Raw genomic sequence first — 17,658 nt, 5'->3', positions numbered from 1 at the left:
CACATAGTAAAATACCCAATTATTAATAAAGCCTTGAACAATAATTTTAAACTACTTATAATTTTTATATGTGTAAGGCAATTATGCCCAATAAAGCACGTTAAATAGTATTATGAAATCTGCTCTCCTATTCTTATGTTCCATTTGTATTTATATAAATGGCTACGGACAAACTAAAGACATCCTCAATATACAACAAGATATTGTAGGCCAATTAATAGTACAAGACTCTATTACTAAGTTAAATGCTAAAACCGATAGCATGCAAAATCCATTACTAACAGAGCACTGGGATACTAAAGTATATAACCCTTACAAAAAGGAAACAAAAATCTATCCGCTTAATATAATCTTTAACGATAGTACATACGCATCCCCAATAGATCGTAAAAAAGTAATAACCTCTCGTTATGGCTGGAGAAACAGAAGAGCACATAAAGGCATAGATATCGATTTAGTAACTGGCGATAGTGTTCGTGCTATGTTTGATGGTAAAGTACGCTACGTAAACTACCATTCCGGACATGGCAAAACAGTAATTGTTAGGCATTATAACGGACTGGAAACAGCCTACACACATTTATCTAAACAATTAGTAAAAGTAAACGATAGTGTTAAAAAAGGACAAGTTGTCGGCAAAGGTGGTACTACAGGAAATGCGAGAGGAAGTCATTTACACTTAGAAGTGAGTTTTAAAGGTATCTATATACACCCAGAATATTTATTTGATTTTAATGAAGGTAATACCATACGCTCTCAAAACGTATGGGTTACAAAAAAATGGGTAACACCTTATATTCATAACTCAAAAAGACAAAGCAAAATTAAAGTGTGTAATACTTTTGACGAAGCAATAGAAAGCGAAAAAAAACAAGAACAAATCTACGTTGTTAAGCGGGGCGATACTTTATCAAAAATTTCTAATAAGTATCAAGTTTCTATAACCTCTTTATGTAAAACTAATGCAATTAAAAAAAGTAGTACCCTAAAAATTGGTCAGAAATTAGTGTTGGTGCAGTGATAAAAGATTATTTTTAATTGTAATAACACTTACACTCTTCTATGCGTAACATTTTTATAATCTTTAACTTTGTTCTTTTATTTCAAAATGGGTTTTCTCAAAATCAAAGAAAAACAGTTTATTTAAATCAGAATAATGAAGAAGTAACTAAATCACAGTTCGATTCTATAGATAAAAAGAAAGTGTATCTGAGGAAAAATAAAACTGATACTTTAATTACACATAAGTATATTTATCGCAAAAACTATGGCGAATTAAACCCTACTCAACAAAAACGGGTAAATCAGCTTTTAAAAAGCACTATTGGAAATTCTTTTGATGAGAATAAATATACAATGATTCATTTTTTTGATGAAGAAAGTAAAGCTTTAAAAAAAGGAATGAAAAATGAAAAATATTGGAGCTGGATTAAAAGAAACTCTAATAGATTTCAAGCCTTCTTTATTGCATCTAAAACAGTAGGAATTAAAAAGAATAAACAACGACAATTATACATTGATACAACAAACAAAATAAGAGACGTGTTTTTTTTCAATTCCGATTTTAAAATAAACCATGTTTTTATTCAACCAAATGGGAAAATTATAGTCTTTTATGGAAATGATAATATATTATACATCTTAGACGCATCTGTTTAATTAACTATTCCCAACTTCAGCTCCACAGATTTTAAATCAAAATCACTCCAATCGGTTATAGTTACTTTACAATTGTTGCTCTTAAAGTCCTCAAGGTTTTTAGTACCAATACCAATAAAAAGAATATCTAAATTGCGAGCCGTTGTTAAATCCCATAAACCATCTCCAATAGAAATAATAGTATCAAAAGCTTCTACATTATATACCGTTTTAGCCTTTTCTATGGCCGCTTTAACAATACCTTCACGTTTAAAAATAGCATTTGAGCTTATTACTAAATCTTTTTGGTGCGGTATTCCAGCCTGATTAAGTTTTATTAAAGCAGGTTGTAGTAAAGAGCCTGTAGCGAAAGTTATAGCATAATCACTATCGTTTATAAAGAAATCTACAATGGCTCTTGCTCCAACTATTTCTTCAGTGGGTTTAAGTTTTAATAACTCTTCAGTCATTTTAACTTCAAAATCTGGAATAAAAGAAAACTCAAAAGGCTTTTTTAAATTAGCTTCATAGTTTTTACTTAAAATATAACTATCTGTATGGTGTTTATAAGTTTTCCAATCTGTATTTATATTAGTAATACCAAAATATTTCATTGTGTTAACATAAGCAGATTGATGCTGAAACTCACTTTTGGTTAACGTATCATCAATATCAAAAACAATAAGGTTCCTCTTTTTAAGCATTTTCTATTTTTTAAAACTATCTGATTTCAAGTTTTAAAACTAAGGTATTTATATTCTTTTTTTGTTATAAAATGAATGAATATTTTGATACATTTACCATTCAAAAAAAATAACATAACTAAAAAATGAAAAATACAGCGTTAACCGAAACTCATGAAGCATTAGGTGCTAAAATGGTACCATTTGCAGGCTACAATATGCCAGTACAATACGATGGCGTAAACATAGAACACGAAGCCGTAAGAACAGGTGTTGGTGTTTTTGATGTATCGCATATGGGAGAATTTTTAATAGAAGGCCCAAATGCATTAAATTTAATACAGAAAGTATCTAGTAACGATGCCAGTAAGTTAACTATAGGTAAAGCACAATATTCATGCTTACCAAATGATGATGGTGGTATTGTAGACGATTTAATTATATATAAAGTAAAAGAGGAAACTTACTTATTAGTTGTTAATGCAAGTAACATTGAAAAAGATTGGAACTGGATTAGTTCTAAAAACGATGTAGGAGCAGAAATGAAGGATCTATCTGAAGATTATTCTTTACTAGCAATACAAGGCCCAAAAGCAGTAGAAGCTATGCAAAGTTTATCTAGTCATGACCTTGCAGACATTAAGTTTTATAATTTTGTAGTAGGTGATTTTGCAGGCATCGAACATGTCATTATATCAGCAACAGGATATACAGGAAGTGGTGGATTCGAAATTTATTGTAAAAACAACGAAGTAAAACAAATTTGGGATAAAGTTGTAGAAGCTGGAGCAAAACCAATTGGCTTAGCAGCAAGAGATACCTTACGATTAGAAATGGGATATTGCCTATACGGTAATGATATAGATGATACAACCTCGCCTCTAGAAGCTGGTTTAGGGTGGATTACAAAATTCACTAAAGAATTTACAAATTCTGAAGCATTAGAAGCACAAAAAAAGCGAGGTGTAGAACGAAAACTTGTTGCTTTTGAATTAGACGAAAGAGGAATTCCAAGACAAGGTTACGATATTGTAGATGGACAAGGTAAAAAAATAGGAGAAGTAACCTCTGGTACAATGTCTCCTTCATTGGGGAAAGGTATTGGTTTAGGGTATGTACCAAAAGTATTTTCTACTGTAGATAGTAAAATAAATATACAAATACGTAAAAACGCAGTACCAGCAACTGTAGTAAAATTACCGTTTTACAAAGGATAATGTACTATGGATTTTCAAAATATAATTGAAGCAATACACAACAACTTAAAACAATCTCCAGAAAAAGGTAGTGTTGCAACATATATTCCAGAATTATCCAAGCAAAGTAATGAAAGCTTTGGCATTCATTTACAACATATAAATGGGAGCACATTTCAAACAGGAGATTGGAATGTGCCCTTTTCTATACAAAGTATATCTAAAGTTTTGGCCCTATCTAAAGCCATAAATTTTGAAAACAACAACATCTGGAAGCGCATGGATGTTGAACCCTCAGGAAACCCTTTTAATCACTTATCTTTATTAGAGTTAGAAAACGGTATTCCAAGAAACCCTTTAATAAATGCGGGAGCAATTGTAGTTGCAGATATATTAGTCTCACACTTTAAAAATCCAAAAGAAGACTTTTTAAATTATATAAGAGTTATTGCAGACGATCCAACAATTAACTACAATAAAGAAGTTGCCATTTCTGAGCAAAAAACAGGATTTAGAAATTATGCAGCAGCAAACCTCTTAAAATCCTTTAATAACCTTAATAATGATGTAGAAATCGTTTTAGATTTCTATTTCCATCAATGTGCCATAGAGATGACTTGTGCGCAGCTCTCCAAAGCATTTTATATCTTTGCCAATAAAGGTAAATGCATTAATAATAAACAACACATTACATTACAACAAGCCAAAAGAATAAACGCAATTATGCTTACCTGCGGATTTTACGATGAAGCAGGAGAATTTGCTTTCGAAGTTGGTTTACCCGGAAAAAGCGGTGTTGGTGGCGGCATCGTTGCATTATTACCAAATAATTATATTATTTCAACATGGGCGCCTGGATTAAATAAAAAAGGGAACTCACTGTTAGGAATGCAAGCCTTAGAACAATTTACTACAAGCACAAATCGTTCTATCTTTTAAACATTATATTACTCCCCTAATAATTTAATGAAACACACCAAAGACACAAAAAACACAATACTTATTATTGGTGCAAGCGGATTTATAGGCGAAGCCATTTATAAAGAACTCTGCCCCTATTTTAGAACCTTTGGAACCTACCGTACAGATAATTACGCCTACGATAAAAATAAGCATTACTTCCAATACGATGTAGAAGAAGATGATATTTACGAAATATTAGAAACCGTTAAACCAACAGTAATTATATCTGCATTGCGTGGTAATTTTTCAGCACAAGTAATAGCACATAATCATATTACCGATTATATATTAACAACAAAAGCAAGGTTATTATTTTTATCGTCTGCCAATGTATTTGATGGCTATAGTAAATACCCAAGTTATGAGTTAGACAAAACCCTAAGTCATAGCATGTACGGCCATTTTAAAATAAAAATAGAAAATATGCTCTTACGGTTACCAAAAAAGCAAATAGCTATATTACGTTTACCAATGGTATTTGGTAATCAATCGCCAAGAATAAAAGAAATAAAAGCGTTTTTAAAAGAAAAACTCCCAATAGAAATTTTTCCTAATTTAATAATGAATGTTACAACAGACTCTAAAGTAACACAGCAAATACACTACATAATAAATCAACAAAAACATGGTATATTTCACTTAGGAAGTAACGATTTAGTACACCATGATGATTTTATAAAAGAAATTAGCGAAACATTAAACATTGCAAAACCGTTATTTAAGCAAGTATTTACAACTAATGATGACCGTTATTTAGCCGTTTTACCCAAGTACAACAAACTCCCCAAACACCTACAATTAAACAGTCAAGAGATTTTAAAGTTTCTAGATGTTTAGTAATCGGTTAAAAATGCTTAACTTTTAAATTGAATTTAAACATACAACAAATGTCAAAACTTACAGAACAAGAAATAGAAAAACGATTAAAAACATTACAAGAATGGGACTATTACGATAATGCTATACATACAGAATACGAGTTTGAAAACTTTAAAGACTGTTTTAGTGCCATGAGTCGTATTGCATTCGAGTGCGAAGCCTTAAACCACCACCCAGACTGGTCTAATACCTACAATATATTAAATATAACCCTATCTACACATGATAAAGGAGGCGTAACCGATTTAGATTTTAAATTAGCACAAGCCATCGAAAGCATTGTTGAAGAGGAAGAATAAGTGTTTTCTACCTTAAAAACAGGCCTTTTTTGTAATCTCTCATTTCATGCTTCAATTTATTAAATGATCAATAAATTTTTAATCTTAACCCTCAGTTTTTTTACGCTATTTACCTTTTCGCAAGACAATGTTAATTTTTGCGCACAAATACAAGCCGTACAAACACTTGTAAAAACAAAACATTACGCACCTAAAACGTTAAACGACAGCACATCTAAAGCTATTTTTAATCTGTTTATAAAGCAATTAGATGAAGATAAAAACATCTTTACGCAACAAGATATTGAAACCCTAAAAACAGACCATTATCAATACGACAATTACATAGCAGATGTAAACTGTAATTTTATAACTAAATACCATACCATTTTAAATAATAGAATTACAAGCATTAAAACACAGTTAGAAACCCTAAAAACACAAGAACTAGACTATTCAGGCAAACTAACATTACAATACGTTCCTAAAGCAGATCATACCTTTTATAAAGACGAAACAGAACTAAATAAAAGACTCAGAAAAAAGATTGCTTATAAAGTAATTATTAAACTCCTTGAAGACGAAAAAGATATAGAAACCATTACTAAGCAGTTTACGACACTAGAGCCTAAAGTAAAACTAAATATTATAGACAAAGAACTCTGCTTACTAGAAGAAACACTAAATAAAAAAGGAGGATTAAAACGTTTTGTAGAAGAAAGTTTTTTAAACGCATTAGTAAAAATTAACGATCCTAATTCCACCTTTTTTAACAATACCGAAAAAATAGAATATACCAACCTATTATCCAAAAACCAACTATCATTTGGTCTGTTAACCGAAAAAAATAACAACGGAGAAGTCGTTATACAATACGTAATTCCTGGAAGTGCTGCTTTTAAAAACGGAGCTATAGAAAAAGGCGATATATTAAAAGCCCTAGCGACACCTCAATCTCGTCTAGAAATAGCTTGTATTTCTCAGCAAGTCATTCAGTCCTTTTTAAATAAAGAAGACCACAAAGTAGTTACCTTTTCTGTGCAGAAAAAAAACGGTTCCATACAAGATATTACTTTAACAAAAAGTAAAATTCAAGTAGATGATAATGCAGTAAGAGGCTATATAATAAATGCCGACTTACCTTATGGCTACATTAAAATCCCTAGTTTTTATACTAATCAAGAATCGCTAAACGGACGCGGATTAACTGCTGATATTGCTAAAGAACTCTATAAATTACAAAAAGAAAGCATACAAGGCCTCATTTTAGACCTTCGCTTTAACGGTGGTGGCTCATTAGGCGAAGCTATAGATTTATCAGGAATGTTTATAGACCGTGGGCCTATCTCTATTATAAAATCTAAATCGGCAGAAAACTTTACACTAAGAGACCCAAAACGGGGAAGTTTCTACAAAAAACCATTACTTATTCTCGTCAATGATTATAGCGCCTCAGCTTCCGAGCTGTTTTCTGCAGCAATGCAAGACTATAATAGAGCAATAATAGTAGGTTCTAAAACCTTTGGTAAATCTAGTGTACAACGCATTCTGCCCTTAAGCGAAACAAAAGACCTTGGCTATAGCAAACTTACTATAGAAGCCTTTTATCGTGTAACAGGAAAAAGTCATCAATCTATTGGGGTGATACCAGATATACAATTACCCTCTCTTTACGACAGTTTTAAAAGCTCAGAAAAAGATAAACCTTTCGCCCTAAAAAACGATGCTACCACAATTACTTTTAAACATAAGGCTTTACCTAAATTAAAACTAGAAACCCTAGTACAGCAAAGTAAAATACGAGTAGATAGCACACAAGAATTTATAAACATAAAAACAGCAAATAAAAAATTGTATAAATTATTGTTTAAAGAAGGTAACCCCTACCCTTTAGCATTAAAAACTATAGCAAAAAAAAGAAAGGAGCGTAACCAAACCTTAGATAGTATCTTTGGAATACCAAAAAAAACTAAAACAAATGGGTTAAGTATTAACAATACAAAATCTACACAAGAGTTGTTAGCATACAATGCAGAAGACAAAAACCAAAATGACAAAAACATAGAAGCCATTGCTAACGATGCCTATATAAAAGAAGCACAATACATACTAATGGACTATATAAACTCAAATCAATAAATTTTAATGAAAACCATAAGCAAACTAATCCTAACATTCTTATTAGCACTATCCTTTAACAGCTACGCGCAAAAATTCGATACCGCATTAGAGTATTTAGAATTCTTAGGAAAAGAACAAGAAATAGTAACAAAAAGTACTTGGCGTTATACCAAAGCTGTAGCTCATAGTAAAAGCGATAGAAATATTAACAACAAAAGAAAAAGCTTACTAAAAACAGTAGCACGAGCTATAGCTAAAATTGAAAAAGCACAAGGCTTTAAAGGAGACGATTATAAAAGCAAAGTATTAAAACACATGCGTTTAAACGAAAGCCTATTAAAGCACGATTATGCTAAAATTGTAGATATGAAAACCGTTGCAGAACAATCCTACGATTTAATGGAAGCCTATATATTAGCACAAGAACTTGCCGATAAAAAAATGGCCGAATCGCAAGCAGAGTACGAAAAAAACTTTTACGCCTTTGCAGCAGACCATAACATTAACATTATAGAAAGCGATAACGACTTAGGAAAAAAAATGACGATATCAAACAAAGTGTTTAGGCATACTAACGCCTTACACCTTGTCTTCTTTAAAGTGTACATTAACGAAATCTATTTATGGAATGCCGTTAGTAAAAAAGACGTTAATGGTATACAGCAAAACGCAAATGCATTAAGCGAAACAGCCAAAGAAGGTTTAGAAATCTTAAAAACACATGAAGTCTACAAAACAGATAAAAGCGTTATTTTAGCAAACAAAGCAGCATTTGAGTTCTTTATAGACGAAGCCGAAAATAAAATACCGCAGATAGCAGATTTTTTAATATTAAATGAAGATTTCGAAAACATAAAAACAACATTAGAGAAAACACCAGAGAAAAAAAGAACTAAAGCACAAATAGATGCATATAACAATAAAGTAAAAGCATTAAATAAAGCGGTAAATAACTACAATAAGTTAAATACTAGCCTAAATAACAAAAGAAAAAGTGTAATAGATAAGCTAGAGAACACAAAAACAAATTTTTTAGCAAGACATATACCAAAGGATTAAGCAGATTTAAGAGTTTTTTTTAAATTTGTGAAATAGTACATAATTAATAAACCTCCTACGCTGTAGGACAATAAAAATACATATTAAATGGGAAGAGCTTTTGAATTTCGTAAAGCACGTAAAATGAAACGTTGGTCTGCAATGAGTAAGGCCTTTACACGCATTGGTAAGGACATTGTAATGGCAGTAAAAGATGGAGGTCCAGATCCCGCAAGTAATTCGCGTTTACGAGCAGTAATTCAAAATGCCAAAGCAGTAAACATGCCTAAGGATAATGTACTACGCGCCATTAAAAAAGCAAGCGAAAAAGGACAAGGTGATTATAAAGAAGTTATTTTTGAAGGCTATGCACCACATGGTATAGCCGTATTAGTAGAAACTGCTACAGATAATAATACCAGAACCGTAGCCAACATACGTAGTTATTTTAATAAATGCGACGGAAGCTTAGGAACATCAGGATCTGTGGTTTTTATGTTCGACCATACTTGTAATTTTAGAATACCTTCTGAAGGCTTAGACCCTGAAGAATTAGAATTAGAGTTTATAGACTTTGGTGCAGAAGAAGTCTTTGCAGACGATGATGGTATTTTAATATATGCCCCTTTTGAAAACTTTGGAACCATACAAGCAGAATTAGAAAAACGAGAGATAGAAATATTATCCTCTGGTTTTGAGCGTATTCCACAAGTAACTAAAACCTTAACAGAAGAGCAAGTTGCCGATGTTGAAAAATTACTAGAAAAAATTGAAGAGGACGACGACGTGCAAAACGTCTACCACACTATGGCAGAGTAAAAGCCTTGAAATAAAAGAGATTAACAATAAGAGGTTGTTTAAAAAGTAAAAAAACGTCAAACCGAACTCGACTCGGTTTCTCAAAAGCATTAAAAAATTAATGTAATGAGATTAAAAAATAAAAATGTCGTTTACATTACTTTTTAAACAACCTTTTATATTTTTTCACTCTTTATACAATCTCCTGTTTAACCGCTAATTAACGTATTTTAATTTTTAGGCGGAAATAATAGGAAAAACTACCCGATTTTTAAAACACTAAATAAGTATTTATCTATTCAAAATTGTATTTTTAAAAGAATTTTAAATTTATTGATAATGAAATTAGGAGCCTTTTCTGTTAGTTTAAGCGTAAAAGACATTCATGCCTCTAAAACATTTTATGAAACTCTTGGGTTTACTGTATTTGCAGGAGATATTGAAAAAAACTATTTAATAATGAAAAACGAATCGTCATTAATAGGATTATTTCAAGGCATGTTCGAAAATAATATATTAACCTTTAACCCTGGTTGGGATGCCAATGCAAAAAACTTAGAACAGTTTGATGATATAAGAACAATACAACAACACTTAAAAGACAATAATATAACACTAGAAACTGAAGCAGATAAAAATACATCAGGTCCAGCAAGCTTTGTAGTATTAGACCCAGATGGAAATGCTATTTTAATAGATCAGCATGTTTAAAAACACTATAGCAATTATAACAATACAAAAAGCTATCTAAAAAGTTAGATTCTCGTTAAACCGAACTTGATTCGGTTTCTCATAACAATTAAAATGAGTTTTTTTGAATTTTAAACATAATTCAAAAAAATAACGTTTCTATTCTTTTTAGATAGCTTTTTTTAGTAGCTAAAAAATGTAATCTAAATTACATAGCGCCCCACTCCTTTAAAGACGCTTTATTCATTTTTACGTAATCTGCATTACCCGCTTTTTCAGCACCCTCTAAAGACGCTTTTGCAGCAGCAATTGCCGATTTCTTTTTTCCTGCTTTTGCATGAATTAAAGACTGTTGGCGTAAATACCAAAAACGTGGGTTATCTTTTGTTAACTCTACCGCTTTGTCTATCCACATAACAGCTTTATTAATATCTTTTCCTTCAGTTAAGTAATATCTAGCAGCAGAAAAATAATCTCCAGCACCAGGGCCAGCCATTGTTTTTTCTATAGAAGCACTAACAGTAGCATCTGTTGGTACTTCAAATTTAACACCTACATAAGCCTTTTCCCAAAGCATTCCTATAACCGCAGAACTATTTGTTAAATCGTCAAACGTTATAGTAAATGTTTCTATAGTTACAGGCATTGGGTAAACTTCAGCAGTTACTTTTGCAGCTACTTTACTCTCATCCCACTTTTGTGGAAGTCCCCAGTTTGTTGCATCAGAATAAAAAACAACTTCCCATGATTTTTCTTTAGGTGTAACATAAATAGCATAATCACCAGCTTTTAAAGTTTTACCTCCAACAGTAACATCACTACTAAAAGAAATCTTTGTATTAGCGTTTGCTCCAGTTCTCCATAATCTGCCATAAGGCACTAAATCTCCAAAAATAGTACGTCCCTTCATTCCTGGACGTGAATATTCTAGAGTAACATCAGTTAATCCAACTTTTTGTTCCACTTTAGAAAATGGACTAGGTTGTGGTGTTTCTACTTGAGCATTTACTGTGAAAGACGCAGTAAAAACTAAAGCCATCAATAGTAATTTTTTCATAATTTCAGATAATTAGTGTTTGTTTTAATAATGAATGTAAATTTACGTATTAGTAAAACCTTAATTGTTAACAAAACCTTAAAATAAGGTGGCGTATATTTGCAAAAAAGATATAAAAATGAAAAAACTTATAGCAGAAACCTTAGGAACATTTGCAATGATATTTTGTGGAACAGGTGCTATGACTATTAACGAGGTTACTAATGGTAGTATCTCTCACGTTGGTGTTGCTATAACTTGGGGGCTAATTGTAATGGCCATGATTTACGCGTTTGGGGACATCTCTGGAGCTCACTTCAATCCTGCGGTAACTATAAGCTTTGCTTTTGCAAAAAAGTTCAACTGGAAAAATGTCCCAAAATATATAATAGCACAATTAATAGGCGCAATTTGTGCTAGTGCCTTATTATGGTTCTTATTTCCCGAAAGTCAATTTTTAGGAGAAACAACACCAATGGAAGGCTTTCCGCCCTACAAAGCGGCAATAATAGAGTTTTTATTAACCTTTTTCCTTATGGTTGTTATCATAAATGTATCTACAGGAAGTAAAGAAATAGGTACCATGGCAGCCATTGCTGTTGGTGCAGTTATTTTACTAGAAGCCATGTTTGCTGGCCCAATAACAAAAGCCTCTATGAATCCTGTTCGCTCTATTGCTCCTGCCCTATTTACAGGTAATTTTCAATACTTATGGTTATACATTACAGCACCAATACTAGGTGCATTAACAGCCGTAGTGTCATGCAAATTAGTAAAGGATGATAAGTGTTGCGATGCAGATTGTTAAATAAGTAAACCTACTAACAAAACAAGAAGCCTAAAACCTTAAAGTGAAAGGTTTGTTAATTTTGTTTAATTATTAAATAGAACAGTTAAACATTTTGTATCTTTATGCTATTAAATAGTAATACATAATGGCTAAAAAGAAGAACATAACAAGCAATAACATCATTTCATTATACATGGATTATGTTTTGGAGCATGATAAACAACCAAACACTGTTTATGCATTTGCAAAACACAATAACTTCGAAGAGAGTAAGTTTTATGAACACTTTGCTTCATTTGAAGCATTAGAAAAAGCTATATTTAAAGCTTTTCATGAAAACACTATCAAAGCACTTAATAACAGCGAAGACTACGCCAATTTCGAACCTAGAAATAAACTGTTAAGCTATTATTACACCTGTTTCGAAAACCTAACTGCTAATAGAAGTTATGTTATTTATGCTTTAAATAAGCATAAAAACAAAATGAAATCATTACTCACCTTACAAGAATTGAAAACAGCCTTTGGTAAGTATATAGAAGACTTAGGCATTGAGTTAATAGATGTAAAGCAAGCAAATATTGAAAAATTACAGAATAAAGGCTTGAAAGAATCCGCTTGGTTTCAATTGCTACTTACCATAAAGTTCTGGTTAGATGATACGTCTCCTAACTTTGAAAAAACTGACATTTTTATAGAAAAATCCATCAATACTAGTTTCGATGTTATAGATGTAGCACCAATAAAAAGCATCATCGACCTAGGTAAATTTATCTATAAAGAGAAACTACAAACACACTAAAACAGAAGCCTTTGAAAACAATAGATAAAATACCCACATCAAAAATTCAGCGTGCAACAAAATTAGTACAAACAGGCGCAAAAGTTGGAGTTAACTACCTTAAATATTACGGAGACAGATTAACAAAAACAGAAGACGAATCTAAAGAACGCCTAAACGAAAACAATGCTGAAGATATTTACAATGGCTTAAAAACTTTAAAAGGAAGCGCATTAAAAGTAGCACAAATGCTTAGTATGGAGAAAAGCATTTTGCCACAAGCTTATGTAGAGAAGTTTTCTTTAGCACAATTTTCTGTACCGCCTTTATCACCACCACTAGTAACAAAAACATTTAAAAAATACTTTGGTAAGTTACCAACAGAAATATACGATAAGTTTAAGGCAACCTCAGTAAATGCAGCAAGCATAGGACAAGTACATTTGGCTGAAAAATATGGAAAGAAGTTAGCTGTAAAAATTCAATACCCAGGAGTCGCAGACAGTATTGCGAGTGATTTAGCTTTAGTAAAGCCAATAGCTATTAAAATGTTTAACATAAGAGGAAAAGACTCCGATAAATATTTTAAAGAAGTTGAAGACAAATTAAGAGAAGAAACAAATTATTTACTAGAAATAAAACAAAGTAAAGCCATAGTAGAAGCTTGTAAACACATACCTAACCTAAAGTTTCCGGAGTATTATGAAGCATTGTCTTCTGAAAGAATTATTACTATGGACTGGATGGAAGGTGAACACCTTAGCGAATTTACAGCACACAACACAGACGAAGCATTAGCAAATAAGCTTGGGCAAGCCCTTTGGGACTTTTACATGTACCAAATACACGTACTTAGAAAAGTACACGCAGATCCTCATCCTGGAAATTTCTTAATAGCCAAAGATGAAAAACTAATAGCCTTAGATTTTGGTTGTATGAAAGCAGTACCAGAACATTTCTACACACCTTACTTTGAGTTAGCTAAACCCGAAGTCATTAACGATACAAAACAATTTGAAGAAAAAATGTATGCTTTAGAAATTCTTAGAAAAGATGATACAAAGGCAGAAATAGAATTCTTTTCAAACATGTTTTTCGAGATGTTAAGCTTGTTTACCAAGCCATTTCATAATGAAACCTTCGACTTTTCAGACGAAACCTTTTTTAATGCAGTTGCAGAATTAGGAGAACGTTACAGTAAAAATACCGAATTACGAAAAATGAACGGAAACAGAGGCTCTAAACATTTTATATACATCAATAGAACATTTTTTGGCTTATATAATTTAATGTTCGATTTAAAGTCAAAAAACATCAAAATAAATAATTTCAACACGTTAAAACAGCACCAAGCGTAATTCAACTTATGAAGCATTTTAGTAAAAATACCATAGAAGAATTACATCACTTATACCGCATAAACCTAATAAATAGTTGTTCTGGGTTTAAGTCTGCCAACCTAATAGGTACAAAATCTAAAGACGAAGTAGAAAACGTTGCTGTATTTAGTTCTGTAACGCACATAGGGTCAAGCCCTCCCCTTCTAGGCTTTTTTTGTAGGCCAACAACAGTAATACGTAACACCTACGAGAATATAAAAGAAACAGGAGTATATACAATTAATCACATACACGAAAATAATATAGAAGAAGCACACCATACCTCTGCTAAATACAATAGAAACATATCAGAATTCGAAATCACTAGCTTAGTTTCAGAATATAAAAATGATTGTTTTGCACCTTATGTAAAAGATGCGCCCGTACAATTAGAGATGAAATTTGTAGAAGAATATCATATTTCAGCTAATGATACCATTTTAATAATTGGAGAAATACAGAATTTATACTTAAATGAAGGCTTATTAGAAAAAGACGGTTTTATTAACCTATCTAAAGCTAATGTAGCAGCAATTAACGGATTAGATGGCTATACAATACCTACTTTAAAAACAAGATTAGCCTACCAACGACCAAAAGAAATTATTTAAAAATGAAAGTATTAGTAACAGGAGCAACAGGTTACATAGGCAAACGTATTATTCCGTTACTTTTAGAGCAAGGTCATGAAGTCGTTTGTGCAGTGCGTGGTAAACTACGAACAGAGCAGCGTTACAAAACAGAAGATAATATTACAGTTGTTGAAGCAGATTTTTTAGCGCCAGAAACCTTAAACAATATCCCCAAAAATATAGATACTGCTTATTACTTAATACATTCTATGTCTAATTCCATTAGTAAATTTCAGCAAATGGAAAATGACTGCGCTGTAAATTTTAAAAACTATATAGAACAAACAAACACTAAACAAGTTATTTATTTAAGTGGTATAACTAATGATACTAAACTCTCCAGTCATCTACTCTCACGCAAAAATGTTGAAAACGTACTAGCATCCAAACGCTATAACTTAACAGTATTTAAAGCAGGTATTATAGTAGGCTCTGGAAGCTCTTCTTTTGAAATTATAAGAGACCTAGTAGAAAAATTACCAATAATGATAGCGCCTAAATGGTTAAAAACAAAAACACAACCTATAGCCATTAGAGATGTTTTAAGCTTTTTAACCAAAGCCCTAGGAAACGAAAAAGTCTACAATACATCGTATGATATTTTTGGTCCAGAAATATTAAAATAAAACAAAACAGTATAGTTTCTAGCTGGAAAGACTCTTTTGCAAGTAGTAGACTAAAAAAAAGAGCCTCAAGCAAATACATTAACGTACCAAAATACGGTTGTTTTAAAGATGTTAAAGACCGAAAGGTATTAAACGAGCAACGTACATTCGATAAAATATGTGCCATTGGAGGAGAAAATGGTTGGTATTACGGCACCACATTATGGAAAATACGTGGCTATCTAGATAAAATGGTAGGCGGTATTGGCTTACGACGCGGAAGAACCAATAAAAACACCATTAAAACAGGAGACGCATTAGATTTTTGGCGTGTACTTCTGGCAGATGAAGAAAACAAACGCTTATTACTATTCGCCGAAATGAAATTACCCGGAGAAGCTTGGTTAGAATTTAGAGTAGCTAAAGGTAAAGTATACCAACGCGCTGTGTTTAGACCTCGTGGACTTGCAGGGCGATTATATTGGTACAGCGTATTACCATTTCATGGCTTTATATTTAACGGTATGATTAATAAGCTTGCCAAAGCGTAGAGAATTAGTAATACAGTTAACAGTAAACAGTTGGCAGTCGCTTACTTAAATATAAAATAGAAACTGCTCTTTTTAGCAAAAAGAAGGTGATTTTTAAATAAAAAAATCGGATGGTTTGACAGGAAATAGCGAAGCTCATTTCCAGAAAATTACGACACACAACAACAATAATAATGAAAAAACAACACCTCCCTACCAAAATATGTAACACCTGTGGTTTACCATATACGTGGCGTAAAAAGTGGGAGAAAAATTGGGAAAACGTAAAATATTGCAGTGAAAAATGCAGAAGAAACAAAACAAAAATAGCCTAGTTTGGTTTAGAAACGATTTAAGAACACAAGATAATGCTTCATTAACAAATGCATTAAAAGAAAGCGAAACAGTAATCGCTATATATTGTTTCGATACTCATTATTTTAAAAAAGACAAATTCGGATTTATTAAAACTGAAAAATACAGAGCTCAATTTCTAATAGAAACCATAACCGACTTAAAACACAAACTTGCACTCTTAAACATTCCGTTATTTGTCTATCACGGCGCTACAGCACAAGTAATTTCAAAACTTAATAATACATTTCAATTTGATGCCATTTATCTTCAAAAAGAATGGACGCAAGAAGAAGTTATTATACAAAATAGCGTTTTAAGTAAACTACCTAAAGCCATAGCAGTACATGAAACTTACAATCAATTCTTGTATCATCCAGAAACTTTAAATTTTCAAATATCACAGTTACCCAAGGTCTTTACAGCCTTCAGGAAAAAAGTAGAACGCTACAGCAGTATTTCTCAAGAAATAGAAGTGCCAGTACCCCAAGAACCAAACACAATAAAAAACACGACTACAATACCTACACTAGAAACGTTAGGCTTAGAAGCGTTTACAGCGCACCCAAACAGTGCTTTTCCATTACGAGGTGGTGAAACCGAAGCAATAAACCGATTAAACGATTATTTTTTTGAAACTAAAAAACTAGGTGTTTACAAAAAGACCCGTAATGGTTTAATTGGCGTTAATTTTAGCTCTAAGTTCTCGCCTTGGTTAGCCAATGGAAGCATTAGTGTAAAAACAATATATTGGAAAGTAAAAACCTTCGAGGCTGAATATTTTAAAAACGACTCAACTTACTGGCTAATATTCGAGTTAATATGGAGAGACTACTTTAAATACGTATCTATAAAACACGGCAATAAACTCTTTAAAATTGGCGGAATACTAGATAAAGAATACCACTGGAATACTAATACAAAAGCTCTACAACAATGGATTAATGGAGCAACACAAGAACCCTTTGTTAATGCAAATATGATAGAATTAAAAAAAACAGGCTGGATGAGTAATCGTGGTCGACAAAACGTAGCCAGTTATTTTGCTAAAAACCTAAAATTAGATTGGCGTATAGGTGCGGCCTATTTCGAGTCTCAACTAATTGATTACGATGTACACAGTAACTACGGTAATTGGATGTACGTTTCGGGAGTTGGCAACGACTCCAGAGACCGCATATTTAATCTAAAATTACAGGCAGAACGCTACGATTCTAAAGGAAAATACCAACAATTATGGTTACAAAACACACTCTTTTAAAATAAT

Annotated in this window: 18 protein-coding genes and 1 pseudogene; 17 read left to right on the top strand and 2 right to left on the bottom strand. The window is 32.0% G+C overall.

Annotation, left to right across the window (positions count from 1 at the left end):
* Positions 1-112 precede the first annotated feature (112 nt).
* Both ACVC08_RS15340 and ACVC08_RS15335 read left to right on the top strand, forming a co-directional pair.
* The gene (locus ACVC08_RS15340; protein ID WP_452602687.1) at positions 113-1,021 is read left to right on the top strand and encodes a peptidoglycan DD-metalloendopeptidase family protein; all 909 of its coding nucleotides are present in this window, start codon (positions 113-115) and stop codon (positions 1,019-1,021) included.
* A 41-nt stretch (positions 1,022-1,062) separates the two neighbouring features.
* Positions 1,063-1,659 carry a hypothetical protein gene (locus tag ACVC08_RS15335; RefSeq protein WP_452602686.1) on the top strand — a complete coding sequence of 199 codons (597 nt, stop codon included), beginning with the start codon at positions 1,063-1,065 and terminating at the stop codon, positions 1,657-1,659.
* Here the strand turns inward: ACVC08_RS15335 and ACVC08_RS15330 are convergent.
* Entirely contained in the window at positions 1,656-2,342 is a 687-nt protein-coding gene (locus ACVC08_RS15330; protein WP_452602685.1) for an HAD family hydrolase, read from the bottom strand. The genes ACVC08_RS15335 and ACVC08_RS15330 overlap by 4 nt on opposite strands.
* A 125-nt stretch (positions 2,343-2,467) precedes the next feature.
* Here ACVC08_RS15330 and gcvT point away from each other — a divergent pair, with 125 nt between their 5' ends.
* The 8 genes from gcvT (at position 2,468) to ACVC08_RS15290 (ending at position 10,305) form a co-directional block, all read left to right on the top strand.
* Positions 2,468-3,538, top strand: a complete 1,071-nt coding sequence (gene gcvT / locus ACVC08_RS15325; RefSeq protein ID WP_452602684.1) for a glycine cleavage system aminomethyltransferase GcvT — start codon at positions 2,468-2,470, stop codon at positions 3,536-3,538.
* A gap of 6 nt (positions 3,539-3,544) precedes the next feature.
* On the top strand, positions 3,545-4,456 hold the full coding sequence (locus ACVC08_RS15320; protein WP_452602683.1) for a glutaminase: 912 nt from the start codon (positions 3,545-3,547) through the stop codon (positions 4,454-4,456).
* Positions 4,457-4,483: 27 nt separating this feature from the next.
* Positions 4,484-5,317 carry a sugar nucleotide-binding protein gene (locus ACVC08_RS15315; protein WP_452597950.1) on the top strand — a complete coding sequence of 278 codons (834 nt, stop codon included), beginning with the start codon at positions 4,484-4,486 and terminating at the stop codon, positions 5,315-5,317.
* 50 nt (positions 5,318-5,367) lie between these two features.
* Positions 5,368-5,658 carry a 4a-hydroxytetrahydrobiopterin dehydratase gene (locus tag ACVC08_RS15310; protein WP_452597951.1) on the top strand — a complete coding sequence of 97 codons (291 nt, stop codon included), beginning with the start codon at positions 5,368-5,370 and terminating at the stop codon, positions 5,656-5,658.
* Positions 5,659-5,721: 63 nt separating this feature from the next.
* Entirely contained in the window at positions 5,722-7,776 is a 2,055-nt protein-coding gene (locus tag ACVC08_RS15305) for a carboxy terminal-processing peptidase (RefSeq protein WP_452602682.1), read from the top strand.
* 6 nt (positions 7,777-7,782) lie between these two features.
* Positions 7,783-8,817 (top strand): hypothetical protein, encoded by a 1,035-nt coding sequence (locus ACVC08_RS15300; RefSeq protein ID WP_452602681.1) that lies wholly within the window; start codon positions 7,783-7,785, stop codon positions 8,815-8,817.
* An 87-nt stretch (positions 8,818-8,904) separates the two neighbouring features.
* Complete coding sequence (locus ACVC08_RS15295) at positions 8,905-9,615, top strand: YebC/PmpR family DNA-binding transcriptional regulator (RefSeq protein WP_452599059.1); 711 nt, start codon at positions 8,905-8,907, stop codon at positions 9,613-9,615.
* Between the two features lie 318 nt (positions 9,616-9,933).
* Positions 9,934-10,305 carry a VOC family protein gene (locus ACVC08_RS15290; RefSeq protein ID WP_452599060.1) on the top strand — a complete coding sequence of 124 codons (372 nt, stop codon included), beginning with the start codon at positions 9,934-9,936 and terminating at the stop codon, positions 10,303-10,305.
* 187 nt (positions 10,306-10,492) lie between these two features.
* Here the strand turns inward: ACVC08_RS15290 and ACVC08_RS15285 are convergent, their stop codons facing one another.
* Positions 10,493-11,341 (bottom strand): DUF2911 domain-containing protein, encoded by an 849-nt coding sequence (locus ACVC08_RS15285; protein WP_452602680.1) that lies wholly within the window; start codon positions 11,339-11,341, stop codon positions 10,493-10,495.
* Positions 11,342-11,459: 118 nt separating this feature from the next.
* Here ACVC08_RS15285 and ACVC08_RS15280 point away from each other — a divergent pair, with 118 nt between their 5' ends.
* The 7 genes and pseudogenes from ACVC08_RS15280 to ACVC08_RS15250 all read left to right on the top strand — a co-directional run bounded on the left by ACVC08_RS15280 (position 11,460) and on the right by ACVC08_RS15250 (position 17,652).
* Complete coding sequence (locus ACVC08_RS15280) at positions 11,460-12,128, top strand: MIP/aquaporin family protein (protein ID WP_452602679.1); 669 nt, start codon at positions 11,460-11,462, stop codon at positions 12,126-12,128.
* Positions 12,129-12,255: 127 nt separating this feature from the next.
* Positions 12,256-12,912, top strand: a complete 657-nt coding sequence (locus ACVC08_RS15275) for a TetR family transcriptional regulator C-terminal domain-containing protein (RefSeq protein WP_452602678.1) — start codon at positions 12,256-12,258, stop codon at positions 12,910-12,912.
* 11 nt (positions 12,913-12,923) lie between these two features.
* Complete coding sequence (locus tag ACVC08_RS15270; RefSeq protein ID WP_452602677.1) at positions 12,924-14,249, top strand: ABC1 kinase family protein; 1,326 nt, start codon at positions 12,924-12,926, stop codon at positions 14,247-14,249.
* A gap of 8 nt (positions 14,250-14,257) precedes the next feature.
* Positions 14,258-14,881, top strand: coding sequence for a flavin reductase family protein (locus ACVC08_RS15265; protein WP_452602676.1), 624 nt, complete (start codon positions 14,258-14,260; stop codon positions 14,879-14,881).
* Positions 14,882-14,883: 2 nt separating this feature from the next.
* Positions 14,884-16,058, top strand: a pseudogene (locus tag ACVC08_RS15260) (SDR family oxidoreductase).
* Positions 16,059-16,231: 173 nt separating this feature from the next.
* Entirely contained in the window at positions 16,232-16,372 is a 141-nt protein-coding gene (locus ACVC08_RS15255) for a DUF2256 domain-containing protein (RefSeq protein ID WP_452599966.1), read from the top strand.
* Positions 16,342-17,652, top strand: coding sequence for a DASH family cryptochrome (locus ACVC08_RS15250; RefSeq protein ID WP_452602675.1), 1,311 nt, complete (start codon positions 16,342-16,344; stop codon positions 17,650-17,652). The genes ACVC08_RS15255 and ACVC08_RS15250 overlap by 31 nt, the downstream gene beginning before the upstream one ends.
* Positions 17,653-17,658 lie beyond the last annotated feature (6 nt).

This window comes from Pontimicrobium sp. MEBiC06410, from assembly GCF_053601615.1.
This window is presented reverse-complemented; position numbering and strand designations above follow the sequence as displayed.